This window comes from Oceanobacillus bengalensis (genome assembly GCF_003628445.1).
GTDB lineage: Bacteria > Bacillota > Bacilli > Bacillales > Amphibacillaceae > Oceanobacillus > Oceanobacillus bengalensis.
In genome coordinates this window covers 1-15,355 of sequence record NZ_RBZO01000048.1, presented here as the reverse complement: position 1 = coordinate 15,355, position 15,355 = coordinate 1, and the positions used below count along the sequence as shown (strand labels likewise).

Sequence of the window (15,355 nt, the reverse complement as noted above, 5' to 3'; positions counted from 1 at the left end):
TCTGGAAATTCTGTTTCTCTCTTTCTTCCAGTCGTTACACCTCAGTGTCGTCTCTGTCCTGAAAAGAAACAGAAATAGGCGCTGATGTCAGCACCTTGTGCAACTGCCCGTCGCACAAAAAACTGCCACTAACTGAAAAGTGGCAGTTTGCTCTATATATTATTTATCATTCGCCTTTGATGCTTATCCTTTATAACGCTGAAACCATTTATTTTTAAACGAAATCCCGAAAATAACTATTATAAATAACACAATGATCCCAATGAAAATATATGGATGTAAACTAACAATGAATAATGGAGCAAAGGTAATAAGTAATACTTCCACTGGCGCAATTGGGATATACGCTAAACCATAATCATCTAATGTCCTACTTTCCGATTTCGGATCAACAATTCTTAGTAAAGCAATTCCCATTGCAACTGTACCAGTGTTCCAGCCCCATGTAAATACGCCACGTTCAAACCAATATTGTCTGAAAAACCGTTTAGACAGTACTGCAAAAATAAAATATGCTAATGCCAGTCCAAAAGCGAATAATAGCAATAATGGTATAGCATATTCCATTACGACAGAAATGCTAATGGAAGCAATTCCAAAAGCAACGAGTAAATCTGTTGCACTACCACTAATCCGATTAACAACTTCACTACTCACATACTCCTCAGAATTTGTCACAACTAAAATTCGACTTACAATTAAACCAACAATGAATGCCAATGAAAAAGCAGGTATTGAAACAGCAGGAATTAGAAATTCTCCCAACTTACTCAAGTAATATCCACCGAGACCAATTAAGAATACGATAGCCATATGAAACACATACGGATCAATCGAAATGGATGACACCGTATCAGTCTCAACCTTCGTCCTAAGATTACTTGGTATTAATCCTGTCCGTAATTCGTTTGGTAATTGATCAAAGGAAGAAAGAAATGATGTTTGTCCTCTGGTAGAACCAATTTTAATAAAAAGGATCCCAAGAATAATCGCAGCTAAAACCCCAACAGTAGCAGAAGTCATTGCTAATGTCGTAGCTTCTTCCCAGCCATGTTGACTGAATGTCTCTCCAATAGCTGCTGCAGTTCCATGTCCTCCGACAAATCCTGCCGCTAATATTAACCCAAATCCTAAATGAAGATTATCCCAGAAAGGGTTGATTAAAAGAAGACTAAATAATAGGCCTCCACCCCACATGACAATCATGGATAATTGTGAATAAGCCCACATGCTCCCCACTCTATCTCTAATTGTACTCCACTTCGGTGTTCGGGCTGTTAAAGGGATTGACCCAAAAATGAGGGCGATAAGTATTGCTGGATATGTTCCAATTTGATCGGAAAAAGGGATTATATTCACCCCATTCGGGCCAAGCGCTAAACCGAGGATCCCAGCTAGTATACTTGCTGGAATGAAAAGACGTTGGATGAATTGAATTTTGGCACGTAGAATAGTGCCGATTATAAGTAAAATTGATATGAAACCTAAATCTGTAAAGAAAACCCATGGTGAAAATTCCATATTTAAATCAGCCTTCCGTTCTTATCGTATTTTTTCGAATGATTCTTTCCCCCTTCTATATATTTTAAACTTCTTAAACACCTTTAAAATAATTCATTACAGGTAGCTTAAATTTGATGAAAAGGTGCATAAATATTGTACTAGTTTTAATAGAATTAAACAATTTCCAACAATACAGAGTCGTTACTTACTACTTATTTCCTTTGAACCAAAGTCCTCGCAAGATAGCTTTTCCGGCCTCCACCTTTTGTATACGTAAGACAACCAAACACAGAAACACCGTGCAAAAAAACGTCAAGCAATTCGAGAAAATAGCAAATAATAAAGGAAGGACTCCATTGGCTCCTTCCTTTATTGAATGTATTTAAAATTCCTCTTTCATTTACATTGCTGTTAAACCACCATCAACGATAAATTCAGCACCTGTTGAGTAACTTGATTCATCAGAAGCTAGGTAAAGAACAATATTTGTTACCTCTTCTGGTTGAGCAACACGTTTTAAAGGAATCTGTTTAGAAAACTCCTCCTCTTAAATTATGATAATGATTTTTTCACATTGTATTTTAGTTTGTGTATAATACTTTGGTTGATTCAGTCATTTACTTCGATAAATAATCAAATTACTTTTTTCACGAATATTATTGTAACTAAAATAGTAAATAGTTAAATATAAATTTGTCCGCCGGCACAATTCACGATGGAACCATTTAATGTTTTCGCTCCGTTCATCGCAAAAATTACCACATCCGCAATCTCCTCAGCCGTTGCAGCAATATTAGGACCTGTTGTAGCTGCAATTTTTTCCCCAACTTCTTCCGTAAATGTTGAAGCTGCTGAAGCTGAGATATTGGTTTGCATCGTATTAGGTGCAACACCTACTGCAAAAATGTTCAAATCTTGATAGTCTTGGCCAATAGACTTCGTTAAACCAGCTAATGCGTGCTTAGAAGCAGCATAGACCCCATTGTACGCTGTAGGTTTAAAGGAATTAGAAGAAACTGTATTAACGATTGTACCACCGCCATTTTCAATCATGACTGGAATGACATATTTTATTCCTAAAAATGCTCCTTTTAAATTGATATTCATTAAACGGTCATACTCTTCACTCGAATACTCATGAAGCAACCGGAATGGAATCATGATACCAGCATTATTATGGAAATAGTCAATTGTACCAAAGACTTTAATTGTTTGGGTTACATAATCTTTTACATCATCTTCCCTAGAAACATCTGCCTTTATAAAAATTACTTCAGCACCTAGTTCTTTCACACTATCAGCAGTTGCTTGTCCATCTTTTTCGTTATAATCCACCAAACTTAAACGATACCCTTGTGCCGCTAACTTTAATGCAGTAGCTCTACCAAGTCCTGTTGCCGCACCTGTAATCAATACAACCTTATCCATGTACTTTTCCCCCTATGAAATTATCGTTTCCATAACAGCCGTCCATTCATTACTAACATGTTTATACTGACTCAAAAACGCTTACAATCATAACTACAGTTTTCCATGGGTATTTTAATGTACAACTGTCTAATAAAATTATAGAATGGGGTAGAATCTAATTCAATAATCAAAAATTCCGTTACTGTTCATTAATAAACAGTTCCCCTGAAGTTGTATATTATGATGAGGTGAAAATAGTTGAATTTAAATGATAGGAGAGTCATTAAAACGAAGAATATTTTCCATCAAACACTGCTAAAGCTTCTGAAAGAGAAAAACTTAGAATCTATTTCTGTCTCTGAAATATGTAAAATAGCTAATGTGAATAGAGGAACATTTTATTTGCACTATGATCAGAAGGAAAACCTATTCGAGGAATATTTTATGGAAGTAATGAAAGACCTGGAAAAGTCCTATCATGGACCTTATCAGGATTTATCAATTCAACCACATGAAATTGATCCTTCTTCATTACGCATCTTTCATCATGTGAAGAAATACAGTGATTTTTACAAAATTGTTTTTTCAAATAAGGCATCACTTTCCTACTATTATTTATTCTATAATAAAGTTAAGATATTGCTTGAAGAAGTTTTAACCATGTATAAAGATGATAAGCTGAATATTCCACTCTATTCAGCTTATCAAGCGAACGCTGTTATTGGAATGATTATACAGTGGGTTAGTAATGATTTCTCTTACAGCCTAGATTATATGAATGAGCAATATGCCCATTTTCTAAAAATAGATAAGTTTCAATTAGCTAAGTATCATGAATAAGCTAGGCTAGAAGTGAGTAATTCTAGCCTAACTTACTAAACTTTATCCCAGTCATCATATAAGGAATTGCTGATTTAATAAATTCATCAGGCAATATTTCCCTACTATTTCTTCTCCATTCTACTGAGGCTCCGTAAATTCCCCAGCTTAACATAACAGCTGCAATTTTTAAGGCTTCATTCTCTTCTTCTGTATTTTGTTTTAACAACATTTTATAAAATATGACTTCGAGCTGCTCCCTAATAATTCGGGCAATTGTATCTTCGTATCCCCTATGACAGCGATTTGATAACGTTTTTTGAAAATTTGTTATCGCCTTAAAGATAAGAACAATGGAATCTCCATTTATCCCATTCTCCTCAAAGTTATGACAATCCAAATTAATCAACAATACTTCGGATAATGCCTTTTCCAATAAATCATATATATCTTCAAAATGATAATAGAATGTAGCACGATTAATCATAGCCTCTGTTGTAATATCTTTAACGGTAATATCCTTGAATTCCTTTTTACTCGATAGGTCAACGAAAGCCTCCATGATTAATTTGCGGGTACGTACAACTCGGGGATCTGTCTTTGATTGGCTCATATCAGATACCTCCTACTTTTTCAACACTTTTTACAATGTGTTGGAAATACAACGATTCGGGCGAACTATTGGTTTAATTATTTTTATTATCCATTAAACTTTTATTAACAGCAAATATAAAATTTCAGATTACAGCATTAACAAATTCGATTTAAGGAGGAAATTCTAAGATGACAAACAAAAATATGATTTGTGATTTAGAAACTGGTGTCTGTGGTGTTACTGAAGAGGAAGATATGGAGATGATTGATTTTAATCAACCTAAAAAGTCGATTAATCTCTATTATGTGACTGACCCAATTTGTTCTCATTGCTGGGCAATCGAACCTACTCTTCGTCGTTTTAACGAGCAGTATGGGCACTATTTCAATTTCCATACCGTTATGGGAGGATTGCTAGAGAAATGGCATGATGGACCAATTGACCCTGCAAACGGGATTTACAAACCTGCTGACGTAGCTGGTCACTGGAGAGAGGTCGGGGAATATTCCCGCATGCCAATTGATGGATCATTAATGGTTGACAACCCCGTTCAATCATCCTATCCACCATCTCGTGTATTTAAAGTAATCCAAAAACATCATCATGATGAACTTGCCTATAAATATTTACGTCGTACTAGAGAAGCCCTTTTCGCATTTAATCAGAATATATCCAATATATCCGTTATGATCAATATTGTTAATAATCTCGGACTCGATGGCAAGGCAATCTTAAATGAAGCTGAACAACCAATTGGACAGCAATTATTAAATGAAGACTTTAGTCTTGCTAGAAGCCTTGGAGTTAGGGGCTTTCCATCTATTGTCATGATTAATGAAGAAAATAAAGGCGTAAAAATTACAGGCGGTCGCACATTAGAATACTATGTTGATGGATTAAAACAAGTGCTTGACGTGGAAGAACTGCATCCAAAACAAGAACCTTCCCTTTCTCACTTGCTTAAAAAGGAAAAACTGCTGTTCTCTAAAGAAATTGAAGCAATGTATGATGTTGAAAAAGCGGATATTAACCATTTTATTGAAAGAGAACTTTCCCCAAGTAGTTATCAAACGAAGGAAATTCTAGGGGAATTATATATTGTAACTACTGCAAAAAAATAATGATTTGGAAATACGGGACTCTACTTTGGGGTAAGTAATTTATCTGATGGACTCGGTAGACCATTAGGAAAGATAATAAATTGAAATAAAGCACTTATCCCATTTTAATACCTGGCGATAAGTGCTTAACCCTTTTCCCATCCCATTAAAAATTCTTCCTAGGCAGTCTGTTCATCTAATGATTCTTCTTTTAACCATCCGAGTATATAGAGTCTTTATATTACTCAGAGATAGTCTTGCAATAATGTCCTTATTTTTCTTGTTTTTCAAATATCATTATTAGGTTTTCCCCCATATTCTTTGAACATCTATGAGTTTCTTTCCGTTAAATGATAGTTTATATATATCTGGCATTTCCAATCCCTTCCAAAAATCGAATCCGTATTGAATATCGAAATAATTCATAATTAATACCATTATATTACCATGCGTACCGATTACTACGTTCTTACCAATATTGTTTTCTAATACTTGGAATGTAGCATGGACACCTCTTTTTTGAGCAATCCTATTCGATTCTCCACCATTCCATGAAAAATCATAGTCTTTCCAAACTCTCGTAATTGCTTTCGCAAAATCTTCTACAGGATTTTCCGCCAAGATACGTTCTTTAAAACTCTCTACTAACTTAATCTCTTTATCTATGTATTTTGCAATCCCTTCAACTGTTTGGATTGCACGTTTATACGGACTTGAATAAACATCATCAATAGCTTCTCTTTTCAGTAATTCGGTTACTGTTTTCGAATCCGTAAACCCACGTTCAGACAAAGGTCTTCCTAACTCATCTGGCGTATATGTAGAATGAGCATGTCTAACAAAATACAAATTTGTCGGCAAACAAATCAACCTTTCCATAAACGTTTATAATGAGCCTCATTCTTTTTAATTCTTAATAAATACACATCCGGATTACTTAGACTTTTCCATTGCTCAAAGCCAAAATTCTTATCATAGTGATTTAATAATAAGGAGATAATGCCTCCATGTGCCACGATAACCGTATTTTCAGAAGGACTTGCTACTATATCATTAACAACTTCTGTAATCCGATTCATGGCTTCATTACTTGATTCTCCACCTTCATACTTTAAATCCATATGGCTGAATGTTGCTTCCAGCTTATCCAACCAATCTGGAAAATGGTTGGTACTAAGGACACGTTCGCTTAATCGGCTATCCACCTCGATTTCCATATTCTTGTTCTTTGCAAAAGGCTTTATCGTTTGAACTGCTCGCAAGAATGGACTGGATATAATTCTATCAACCTTTATATCAGATAGAAAATTAGATAGTTCATTTGCTTGCTTGATTCCTCTTTCCGTTAATGGTGAATCAGAAGACTGCCCCTCTGCTTCACAGTGCCTAATGATGTATATGTTATTATTCATGCTTCCTCCTTAACAGACCTTACAAGGGTATCTATTTGCACGCTTCATCTGTTTAATACGTTTTCTATTAAAATGGGGGAGTTTATTCTTTTTAATTAAAAATTTGTAATACAGAACCTTTTCCGTTATCAGCTTCTACTTCAGCAAATGCTCCATTCATAAATGTAATTTGTGGTGGTACGTGACCACAATCAATATCGTATATGATAGGAATTTGGAGCTCATCAGAGAGCTCTTTATAAACATCTTCAACTGTATAATTTGAGACAGGTGTATTCGCTGAACTTCTTCCAAACATAATCGCCTTACAATTTTCAAACCAACCAGCTAGTTTCATTTGTATAAGAGACCTACGTAAGTCAGTGGTCGATAACTCGCAATTTTCAAGAAACCAAACAATAGAATCTCCTGGAATATAGTTTTTCTTAAAGTACTGTACATTCCCGTATGGTGTACCAATTAAATGTCGTATCGTATCTATACATCCACCAAGTAATCTTCCCTGAACCTTAACCTTATCGTCCGAAGTTGATTTCCAGTAAGTAGGCTCTGTTAGATTGTAAATATGTGGAGTAGGTTTATCAAATTGCCATTCCTTTTGATATTTTTCTGATGAGTATTGGAGGATTGATTCACCTTTTTCGGTAGATAAAACAGATTGCCACATTCCAGTCGTATCATCAGAATATTCCCCTCTTACATCTACTAAATTAGTTCCATGAGCAGTAGCTATACCTGTATTTAACGTAATAGCTAACAGTAATAAACTAATGTCAGAATAACCTAAGACCCACTTATTCTGCATATTTTTAAAGTCAATATATTCAAGTGTTTCAATAAGTAATTCCCCACCCCAGGGTGGAATAATAAGGTCAATATCTTCATTAAGCATCATATTATTAAATTCATCTGCGCGTTTTTTTGCAGATGCAGACTTTGCCTTATCCTGGGTCCAAGGAGTTTCACCAGATATGATGTTAAAACCCTTCTTTTCCATACTTTTAAATGCTGAATGAAGCAATTCATGTAATTCACTTGGCACTCCTGATGATGGTGCAGTTACTCCGATAGTCATACCTTTATCTAAAAATGGATATTGGATCAAGTTCATCCCTCCTATTTTGGCTGTTTTAACAAGGTTATCATCATTCTTATAAATGGGGCTGCTTGGGAATTCTTTTCCACCTTGGATTCTATCCAATCGATTTCATCACTCAATAAGTTAGTCAAGTAATACACTGCCTTTTTGTGTGCATTCGGTGTTATATACGTAAAAATTGTTTTTACTTTATCAAGTTGAATAGAAGGTAATAGTGATTCGAGACTTTTTAATCCCAATTGAGCTTTTTTAGGTTGATATCTATGCAACAACACGTTAGATAGATTGACCATAACGTGTCGCAGCATTTCCACAGCCCATAAGTCATTTCCCCTTTTATTCGGCTTATTATATTGAAATAGATACCAGGCAACATCATAGGCACAATCACTAAACTCTTCTAAGGAAAGAAGCAAGTTTTGAGTGGATTGAAATTTATTTAACCGACCTTCTGGATCGTATAGCACATGGAAAAAATCCTTTTCTTTAAAACTCTTTTCTGTAACTGTAAATAAATCTACATGAAGTAGATTATCAAAGACCGCTATTATTTGAGGTGCGATGATAAAAAAATCTTCATAAAATAATATCTTTCTATAAGACTCTAAATGCTTTAATCGTTGTGTTAAAAATATCTCTTCATCTTCTTTATCTACCAAGCAGTAAAGGTCTACATCCGAATATTCATCATATTCCCCTCTCCCCATTGAACCTTTTAAATAGATGGCCTTAACATGTTTATCCTTCATTAAACTTTGTGAAATAGTTTTAACAGCATCTTCCTGCTTCATCATACCCTCCCGATTTATAGATAAATATTACGTCATTATATTCCTTTTTATTAGAATAATCAATATCTAATGCTGACCTTGAAATCCTGTTTCACAAAATAGATGGAAGATATAAGTAAAGGATGATTAGGATGAGGAAAATATGAGTATAGAAAAAGAACCGAGAAAGTGTACGTTTGGTACGTTCCCGATTCTGACTGATTTTACATAAGGTCCCGATACGAACTAGCATCTGCTACTGTAGCTCATAAATCAATTAAATAGCTACTTTCAGGTAGAGCTAAGACTCTTCTTCTCTTAAGCAATCAAACTATAAGTCACCTAACGCGATCACTTCACCACTTGATGCATTCACCCCATAATCACAATCGAATTTTCCGCATAAAACATATTGTTTTCGATCAAAGTCATATACATAGTAAGGTTTAAGCTCAAACAATTCTTTCACTTTTTCAAAAGCCTCTTCTTTACTAATTGTTACTTTTTTAGGTGCTTGAAATTGGTCAAAAACCTCCAACATTGGTTTGTTATCCATATAATTTACAACGTGGAGACTCTTCGCATCAATCATGATCATCAGTTTTCTTTGAAATACACGATTGTCTTGTTTGTTCGCTCTTAATATGGCTTGAATGTACCCCTTATCACGATGAAGCGTTTTTAAAATCCAGTTTCCACTATCTTCCGGATATTCCTGACGTAAGAGGTCATTAACTACCTTCAAACATTTTTCTTGCGTTATTTTCGAGATGGGAAATGAATCGGGAGATGGCTCACAAGAAAATGCTTGTTCTGCTGATATATCTTCAATCCATCTTAGCTCTTTTCGATCAAACGATTGATTAATCGGTTTATCCCAATACATCGTTTTGTTTATTTGCAAATAAGACCTTACATCTACAAAGATTTCAAATGGAATCGTCTCCATTTGGTCATTTGTTACATAAACCTCCTCCACCGCATAAACAGAAAATAACTTTTTCTGTTCAAATGAAGGATATTCAATTAACTTCAATTGATCCTTTGCCAGATGCTCTACCTTTTCAAGGGAAAGTAAATATGTCTCTTCCTTTACTATTTCTTTAGAAGGAAATTGACCATGTACAGCAAAAAAGGTAAGTTTCCCTTCTTGATCAAATTTAACTTCAATAGATCCAGAAGGTGATACGGCAACACCATCAATACATTCCTTAAAGTAAACTTCCCCTTCTCTTTCTTTATGTATCTGAAATTGTTTCCCATATGTTAATCCTGTTTCATCTTCAACCCATTTTATGATTTCTTCCTTGTGACGACTAACAAACATAATTCCATTTTCTGCATATGACTTACCCATTACAAAAATAGCACTATTGAATGTACAATTTTTCAGGTTTACCTCAATACTTGCTGTACCTTCTGGATTTGAATCCCCATCCTCTTGAACCGTAACATGATCAGGAAACCATTCCATAGATAATGTATAAACTGTCTCATTGAAGATATTTACGCTACGATCAAACTGATGTCTTTGTAAGTAATAGTTGTTTAACCCGAATTTAGTTTTTGTTAATTCAATTAGTTCTTTTATCCTTGAATCCATTCTATTATCACCTTTGCTTTCACTTAAAATATCAATCTCATCAAGATATATACTGTATTGTCTATATAAAAGTTTCAACTTCAGACTATTTCTCCACTCCAACATTTTTAATGGTTAAGCTCCGAATACTTTTAAAACAATGAACTATTGTTTGTCCATGTCTAATCTTCTCTTAAAACCATCGCTGTCTACGATGCTGTTATTTAAATTGGAGAGAGAACGAGTAAGGTTTAATTAGCAAGGTTATATAGAACTTTATAGCTGGGAGAAGGACGAAAAACTCTCTACATTATTATTTAATTTTCTTTATAACTTTCGCTGGCACCCCTGCAACAACCATATTTTCTGGGACATCCTTCGTGACAACTGCTCCTGCCGCAATAACAGAGTTATCCCCAATCTTTACACCTGGTAATATTGTTGCGTTTGACCCAATCCATACATTTTCACCAATTACGACTGGAGAGGGATATGTTGTGTTTCTTGTTTCTAAAGGTAATCCATGATTAAGTGTAGCAATCGTAAAAATTAGATTAAGGCTTACATAACTCACATTGTACTAATGTCAATAACAAAACGATATTTTACATCGGAAGCCAATACTCGTTCATATGCTTCATCAATTTGATCAGCCGAAATTACTTCAATTCCAGGAACAATGTTATGTTTTGCACAAAAATCTAACATTTCCTGCGTCTCACGGATACCTCCGATCATAGACGCAGCAAATGAACGCCTGAGACTGCTTAGAGCAAAAACTTGTACCGATAAAGGCTCTGCGGGCGCACCAACGTTTACTAGGGTACCATCTAACGTAAGTAGTGAGAAATACGCATTAATGTCAATTTTTGCACTTACTGTATTGATAATTAAGTCAAAGGAACCTGCAAGATTATTAAATGTTTCCGGATCATTTGTCGCATAATAGTGGTCTCCTCCAAATCGCAAGCCATCTTCCTTTTTATTCAATGTTTGTGACAGGACGGTAACTTCCGCTCCCATGGCATGTGCAATTTTTACCGCCATATGTCCAAGACCACCCATACCAACAATAGCTACTTTCTTACCTGGTCCAGCTCCCCAATGGTTTAATGGTGAATACGTTGTAATACCAGCACAAAGTAATGGTGCAGCAGCGTCAAGTTCAATATTATCAGGTATTCTTAGCACGAAGTCTTCTGGAACTACAATATGGGTAGAATAGCCACCTTGAGTTGGTTCCCCGTATTTGTCAACACCAGCGTAAGTGTCAACTTTTCCTTTTAGACAATATTGCTCCTCTCCATTACAGCAGTTCTCACATTCGCCGCAAGAGTCAACCATACATCCAACCCCAACCCGATCATCTACCTTGTATTTTGTGACATTAGGTCCTACAGCAGTAACAATTCCTGCAATCTCGTGCCCGGGTACGAGTGGATAATTGACTTCCCCCCATTCACCATGAGCGGTATGAATATCAGAATGACATATGCCTGCATATTTAATTTCAATTAGAACATCATGTGAATCAAGATCTCGTCTTTTAATTTCAGCAGCTCGAAACGTTTTGTCTGGACCGTCTACTGCCCTTGCTTTAGCTGTTATCATGAATAAAACCCCCAATAAATTGATTTTTTCGTAAAAATATTATCCTACAAAATCAGGATAGACCCTATAGTTAACTCTAAGTCAAGGGAGAAGTTTATTGGCAGAATACAATACTATTCATTATAGTATTTAGTCACGCTTTGACATTTTGCATATAGCATGATAGAATCCTGCTAAAGTTAGAGTTAACTCGAAGTCTATATCGAAAAGGGGATAAATATCGATGACATATTCTATCAGCGAAGTTGCAAAAAAGTTAAATCTCACAGCATATACTCTACGTTACTACGACAAGGAGGGCCTAATGCCTTTTGTAGAACGGACACCTAACGGGACAAGATTGTTTAAAGAAACTGATATAGATGCTTTAAAAATAATTGAATGTCTAAAATCCACAGGTATGCCTATTAAGGAAATTAAAAGGTTTATTGACTGGTGTTCGGATGGGGATTCCACATTACAAGAAAGATATGACATGTTCTTGGAGCGAAAAACTGCTGTAAAAGCACAGTTGGAAGAACTAAATAAGACGATGGAACTTATAGATCATAAATGCAACTATTACAAGACTGCATTGGATGCAGGAACGGAAGATATTCATAGAAACAATAAAATTGGGACTTTTAATTAATTAAAAAGCCACCTGTCTTTCATCCTTGTTGATTAGAAGGACAAGTGGATATTTACCTCCTATTAAAAAGGAAAATGCCTGAATAGGAACCGAGGATTTGCGGATTTTCCCCAGATAAAAAAAGAATATCAGACACTTATTTGTAAGTGTCTGATATTCTTATCAATTACATTCCCTATCAATTATCACTATTTTCTCAAGGGTTGTAATGCGCCACTCCATGCTACAACTTGATCAAGCATTAAATTGATATTTTCAAAATGTAAGTCAGCCGGCTTAAATGTCGTGAAGTTTTCAAAGTCTGTAAATAACGATAATAGTGGGTGAGTCTTCACACCCGCTATTTGTAATTCACCAAAGATACCTCGTAAATGTTCAGCTGCACGAACTCCACCAGCTCCACCATAGCTTACGATACCTGCTGCTTTATTACCCCAAGCTTCGCGAACAGCAATATCCAGTGCGTTTTTTAGTGATCCACTAATACTATGATTGTATTCCTGAACAATAAATACGAAACCATCTAAACTGAAAATCTTTTCGCTCCATGCCGCTATTCCAGGTTCTGATCCGTCAGTTGTCCCTAAGAATGGTAATTCGAAATCAGCTATATCAATAATTTCATAATTTGCATCTCCACGTTTGTCAGCAATTTCTTTTACCCATTCTCCAACTTGTGGACTAACTCGACCTTGACGAGTGCTTCCTAAGATAATTCCGATGTTTAGTTTTTCATTTGTCATGATTATTTCCCCCTTGATATACTATCTAAATATGATTGTGTAAATAACGAATTATTTTGATTTAACTTCTACATTTTGCGGTTACTTAATTACTTGACATAAGATATTTGGCTAACAATTTAACTTAAAGCCTCTTTCACCGGTGTGACTGGGCGTCTGATACAGCGACATTCGTAATTATTTTAATAAAATTTGTAACGCTTCTTTCACAGAAGTTGGTTTGTGACCTAGAAGCATTTCTAAATCAGAATGCGGAGCTTCTAATCCACCTTCACGAATTCCATTTTGAATCATCACTAGCATTGATACAAATTCTTCTGGCACGCCAGCCTCTTTTAGCATTTTTGCATGAGCTTCAGAATCTACAGCTAATAAAGGAATTTCTTTACCTGTAACCTCATTAACTGCATCAACGAATTGTTGTTGCGTTAAGTTTTCACCTGCTAATTCGTATGCTTTATTATCATGGCCATCTCCTGCTAAAACATTGGCAGTGGCTTCACCTAAATCTGGACGGTATACCCAAGCTACTTTTCCTTCTCCAGCAGATGTAACCCACGGTGTGCCATTCAAACATTGTTGAATGGTATCTAATTCGTTTTCAACATACCAGTTGTTACGAACGAATACATATGGAATACCTGATGCTTTAATGATGTTTTCACGTTCACGGTGAATTCCAGCCAAAACAAACTCACTAACATCTGCACGTGGCGCACTGGAGTAAACCATTTGTGAAACACCATTCACTTTTGTTAAATTAGAATAAAGTTTGCAGAAAAGAGTAAACAAGCCCATTCCTTTCCATATCTGAACTCGCAGGCATTTTTCATCATATTTCATGAGAATAAAGTTTGCTCAAAGATTTACCTCTTTTCCTACGAAAATGAACTCAAAAAATAAAAATATAAGAATAAAGTTTGCTTAAACAAAGAGGAGAGATCACCAAACTAAGAGATTGACCTAACCTAATGAAGGCACCTTACGGTGACACCTGTATCACAAACGGTTCTTGTCTTCCGATTGTTCTATGATAGTGAAATTACTTGCTATCTTTGGGATACGGTATAATTACCATCTAAATTAAGTTATCAAGGGTGGGCATTAGATGATTTATGCAATTGTATTGTTTATATTTGCTGGACTTGCAGAGATTGGTGGAGGTTATCTTATTTGGCTATGGTTAAGAGAAAGTAAGCCATTTTATTGGGGTGCTTTCGGAGGAATAGCCTTGGCATTATATGGTGTTATAGCCACATTTCAAGCATTTCCCTCATTCGGTAGAGTATATGCAGCCTACGGAGGAGTATTTATCATTCTTTCTGTATTGTGGGGATGGGGTATTGATAAAAGAACACCTGATTTATACGATTGGATAGGTGCTGGTATATGTTTAGTGGGTGTTTCAGTAATGTTATTTGCACCTCGTCAATAGAGTGAAAAGACATGAATACATTGAAGGAAAGTCAACGAATGATGGGGGGCTCTGAACCGCGTAGGTGTTAGTTTGATAGAAAGTCTTAAAATGATCACTATCCCTCTAAATTCCTTTTCCCCCTTACTCTTTTTCATTTTTCCAAAACAGAACTAAATGGTACTAAGGTTTTAAAAGTAGAGTTATGTATTTAGGAGAAAGGCTTTTCTGTTTATTCGCATCTTTATCAAATAACCGAGAAGGGGTATCGAAGGTACCTTTTCAATTCGATAGTCTAATTCCTCATACATAGTACCTTACGGTTCCTCCTATACCACCGCCATTCCCATACTTATCACATTACCAATACTAATTATTTATTCTTATATATTTTTATATGGGTGAGTGCTTCTGTCTGAAGTATGATATACGTTTATGAATTTGGATTTCCCTTGAAAGGTGAAGCAGTACACTACTATACCTTACGGTTTCTTCTGTACCACCATTTCCCTACTTACCACGTGACCTATTCCTAATTATTTATATATTTGTATTTCGCAAGTGAAAAGTGAGCCATTTCGCAAGTTAATTTTGAGCCACTTTATCAGCACTTGTTTTTATCCATTCTTCGGTTTCTTTCATTCTAAAAGAAGGACCATTCATGTT

The 15,355-nt window shown here is 35.5% G+C and carries 15 protein-coding genes and 2 pseudogenes; 4 read left to right on the top strand and 13 right to left on the bottom strand.

Translation table 11 applies throughout. From position 1 onward, the window contains the following. Window positions 1-183 precede the first annotated feature (183 nt). The 3 genes and pseudogenes from D8M05_RS18890 to D8M05_RS18880 all read right to left on the bottom strand — a co-directional run bounded on the left by D8M05_RS18890 (window position 184) and on the right by D8M05_RS18880 (window position 2,931). Complete coding sequence (locus D8M05_RS18890) at window positions 184-1,521, bottom strand: sodium/glutamate symporter (protein ID WP_121134561.1); 1,338 nt, start codon at window positions 1,519-1,521, stop codon at window positions 184-186. Between the two features lie 382 nt (window positions 1,522-1,903). Beyond that, window positions 1,904-2,047, bottom strand: a pseudogene (locus tag D8M05_RS18885) (SDR family oxidoreductase); the annotation flags it as partial. Window positions 2,048-2,184: 137 nt separating this feature from the next. Continuing rightward, window positions 2,185-2,931, bottom strand: coding sequence for an SDR family NAD(P)-dependent oxidoreductase (locus D8M05_RS18880; protein WP_121134559.1), 747 nt, complete (start codon window positions 2,929-2,931; stop codon window positions 2,185-2,187). A 240-nt stretch (window positions 2,932-3,171) separates the two neighbouring features. Here D8M05_RS18880 and D8M05_RS18875 point away from each other — a divergent pair, with 240 nt between their 5' ends. Next, window positions 3,172-3,753: a TetR/AcrR family transcriptional regulator gene (locus D8M05_RS18875; protein ID WP_121134557.1), complete on the top strand. Its 582-nt coding sequence runs from the start codon at window positions 3,172-3,174 to the stop codon at window positions 3,751-3,753. A 22-nt stretch (window positions 3,754-3,775) separates the two neighbouring features. On the opposite strand, the gene D8M05_RS18870 is transcribed toward D8M05_RS18875, so the two are convergent. After that, a complete protein-coding gene (locus D8M05_RS18870) occupies window positions 3,776-4,345 on the bottom strand; it encodes a TetR/AcrR family transcriptional regulator (RefSeq protein ID WP_121134555.1) in 570 nt (189 codons plus the stop codon). A 170-nt stretch (window positions 4,346-4,515) separates the two neighbouring features. On the opposite strand from D8M05_RS18870, the gene D8M05_RS18865 reads away from it, so the two are divergent. Continuing rightward, window positions 4,516-5,448, top strand: a complete 933-nt coding sequence (locus D8M05_RS18865; protein ID WP_121134553.1) for a DsbA family protein — start codon at window positions 4,516-4,518, stop codon at window positions 5,446-5,448. A gap of 279 nt (window positions 5,449-5,727) precedes the next feature. Here D8M05_RS18865 and D8M05_RS18860 read toward each other — a convergent pair whose 3' ends face one another. From D8M05_RS18860 to D8M05_RS18830, 7 genes and pseudogenes are all read right to left on the bottom strand, one after another. Further along, window positions 5,728-6,288, bottom strand: coding sequence for a histidine phosphatase family protein (locus D8M05_RS18860; RefSeq protein WP_121134551.1), 561 nt, complete (start codon window positions 6,286-6,288; stop codon window positions 5,728-5,730). Between the two features lie 5 nt (window positions 6,289-6,293). Further along, the gene (locus D8M05_RS18855) at window positions 6,294-6,839 is read right to left on the bottom strand and encodes a histidine phosphatase family protein (RefSeq protein WP_121134549.1); all 546 of its coding nucleotides are present in this window, start codon (window positions 6,837-6,839) and stop codon (window positions 6,294-6,296) included. Between the two features lie 91 nt (window positions 6,840-6,930). Continuing rightward, complete coding sequence (locus tag D8M05_RS18850) at window positions 6,931-7,944, bottom strand: S66 family peptidase (RefSeq protein WP_121134547.1); 1,014 nt, start codon at window positions 7,942-7,944, stop codon at window positions 6,931-6,933. Window positions 7,945-7,955: 11 nt separating this feature from the next. After that, window positions 7,956-8,729, bottom strand: coding sequence for a nucleotidyltransferase domain-containing protein (locus tag D8M05_RS18845; RefSeq protein ID WP_121134545.1), 774 nt, complete (start codon window positions 8,727-8,729; stop codon window positions 7,956-7,958). 310 nt (window positions 8,730-9,039) lie between these two features. Next, the gene (locus tag D8M05_RS18840; RefSeq protein ID WP_342772281.1) at window positions 9,040-10,389 is read right to left on the bottom strand and encodes a hypothetical protein; all 1,350 of its coding nucleotides are present in this window, start codon (window positions 10,387-10,389) and stop codon (window positions 9,040-9,042) included. Between the two features lie 214 nt (window positions 10,390-10,603). After that, window positions 10,604-10,831 (bottom strand): annotated as a pseudogene (locus D8M05_RS18835) (DapH/DapD/GlmU-related protein); the annotation flags it as partial. A 29-nt stretch (window positions 10,832-10,860) separates the two neighbouring features. Then, on the bottom strand, window positions 10,861-11,901 hold the full coding sequence (locus D8M05_RS18830) for an NAD(P)-dependent alcohol dehydrogenase (RefSeq protein ID WP_121134543.1): 1,041 nt from the start codon (window positions 11,899-11,901) through the stop codon (window positions 10,861-10,863). A 223-nt stretch (window positions 11,902-12,124) separates the two neighbouring features. Between D8M05_RS18830 and D8M05_RS18825 the strand changes: the two genes are divergently transcribed. After that, entirely contained in the window at window positions 12,125-12,532 is a 408-nt protein-coding gene (locus D8M05_RS18825; protein ID WP_121134541.1) for a MerR family transcriptional regulator, read from the top strand. A gap of 188 nt (window positions 12,533-12,720) precedes the next feature. Here the strand turns inward: D8M05_RS18825 and D8M05_RS18820 are convergent, their stop codons facing one another. Both D8M05_RS18820 and D8M05_RS18815 read right to left on the bottom strand, forming a co-directional pair. Then, complete coding sequence (locus D8M05_RS18820) at window positions 12,721-13,275, bottom strand: NADPH-dependent FMN reductase (protein ID WP_121134540.1); 555 nt, start codon at window positions 13,273-13,275, stop codon at window positions 12,721-12,723. A 177-nt stretch (window positions 13,276-13,452) separates the two neighbouring features. After that, window positions 13,453-14,007: a Rossmann-fold NAD(P)-binding domain-containing protein gene (locus D8M05_RS18815; RefSeq protein WP_245985540.1), complete on the bottom strand. Its 555-nt coding sequence runs from the start codon at window positions 14,005-14,007 to the stop codon at window positions 13,453-13,455. A gap of 376 nt (window positions 14,008-14,383) precedes the next feature. Here D8M05_RS18815 and D8M05_RS18810 point away from each other — a divergent pair, with 376 nt between their 5' ends. Beyond that, window positions 14,384-14,710 (top strand): YnfA family protein, encoded by a 327-nt coding sequence (locus tag D8M05_RS18810; RefSeq protein WP_121134536.1) that lies wholly within the window; start codon window positions 14,384-14,386, stop codon window positions 14,708-14,710. The last annotated feature ends 645 nt before the right edge of the window (window positions 14,711-15,355 follow it).

Coding starts and splice junctions, on each gene's coding strand:
- D8M05_RS18890 (WP_121134561.1), bottom strand. CDS start 1,521: ATGGAATTTTCACCATGGGTTTTCTTTACAGATTTAGGTTTCATATCA.
- D8M05_RS18880 (WP_121134559.1), bottom strand. CDS start 2,931: ATGGATAAGGTTGTATTGATTACAGGTGCGGCAACAGGACTTGGTAGA.
- D8M05_RS18870 (WP_121134555.1), bottom strand. CDS start 4,345: ATGAGCCAATCAAAGACAGATCCCCGAGTTGTACGTACCCGCAAATTA.
- D8M05_RS18865 (WP_121134553.1), top strand. CDS start 4,516: ATGACAAACAAAAATATGATTTGTGATTTAGAAACTGGTGTCTGTGGT.
- D8M05_RS18855 (WP_121134549.1), bottom strand. CDS start 6,839: ATGAATAATAACATATACATCATTAGGCACTGTGAAGCAGAGGGGCAG.
- D8M05_RS18845 (WP_121134545.1), bottom strand. CDS start 8,729: ATGAAGCAGGAAGATGCTGTTAAAACTATTTCACAAAGTTTAATGAAG.
- D8M05_RS18830 (WP_121134543.1), bottom strand. CDS start 11,901: ATGATAACAGCTAAAGCAAGGGCAGTAGACGGTCCAGACAAAACGTTT.
- D8M05_RS18825 (WP_121134541.1), top strand. CDS start 12,125: ATGACATATTCTATCAGCGAAGTTGCAAAAAAGTTAAATCTCACAGCA.
- D8M05_RS18820 (WP_121134540.1), bottom strand. CDS start 13,275: ATGACAAATGAAAAACTAAACATCGGAATTATCTTAGGAAGCACTCGT.
- D8M05_RS18815 (WP_245985540.1), bottom strand. CDS start 14,007: ATGGTTTACTCCAGTGCGCCACGTGCAGATGTTAGTGAGTTTGTTTTG.
- D8M05_RS18810 (WP_121134536.1), top strand. CDS start 14,384: ATGATTTATGCAATTGTATTGTTTATATTTGCTGGACTTGCAGAGATT.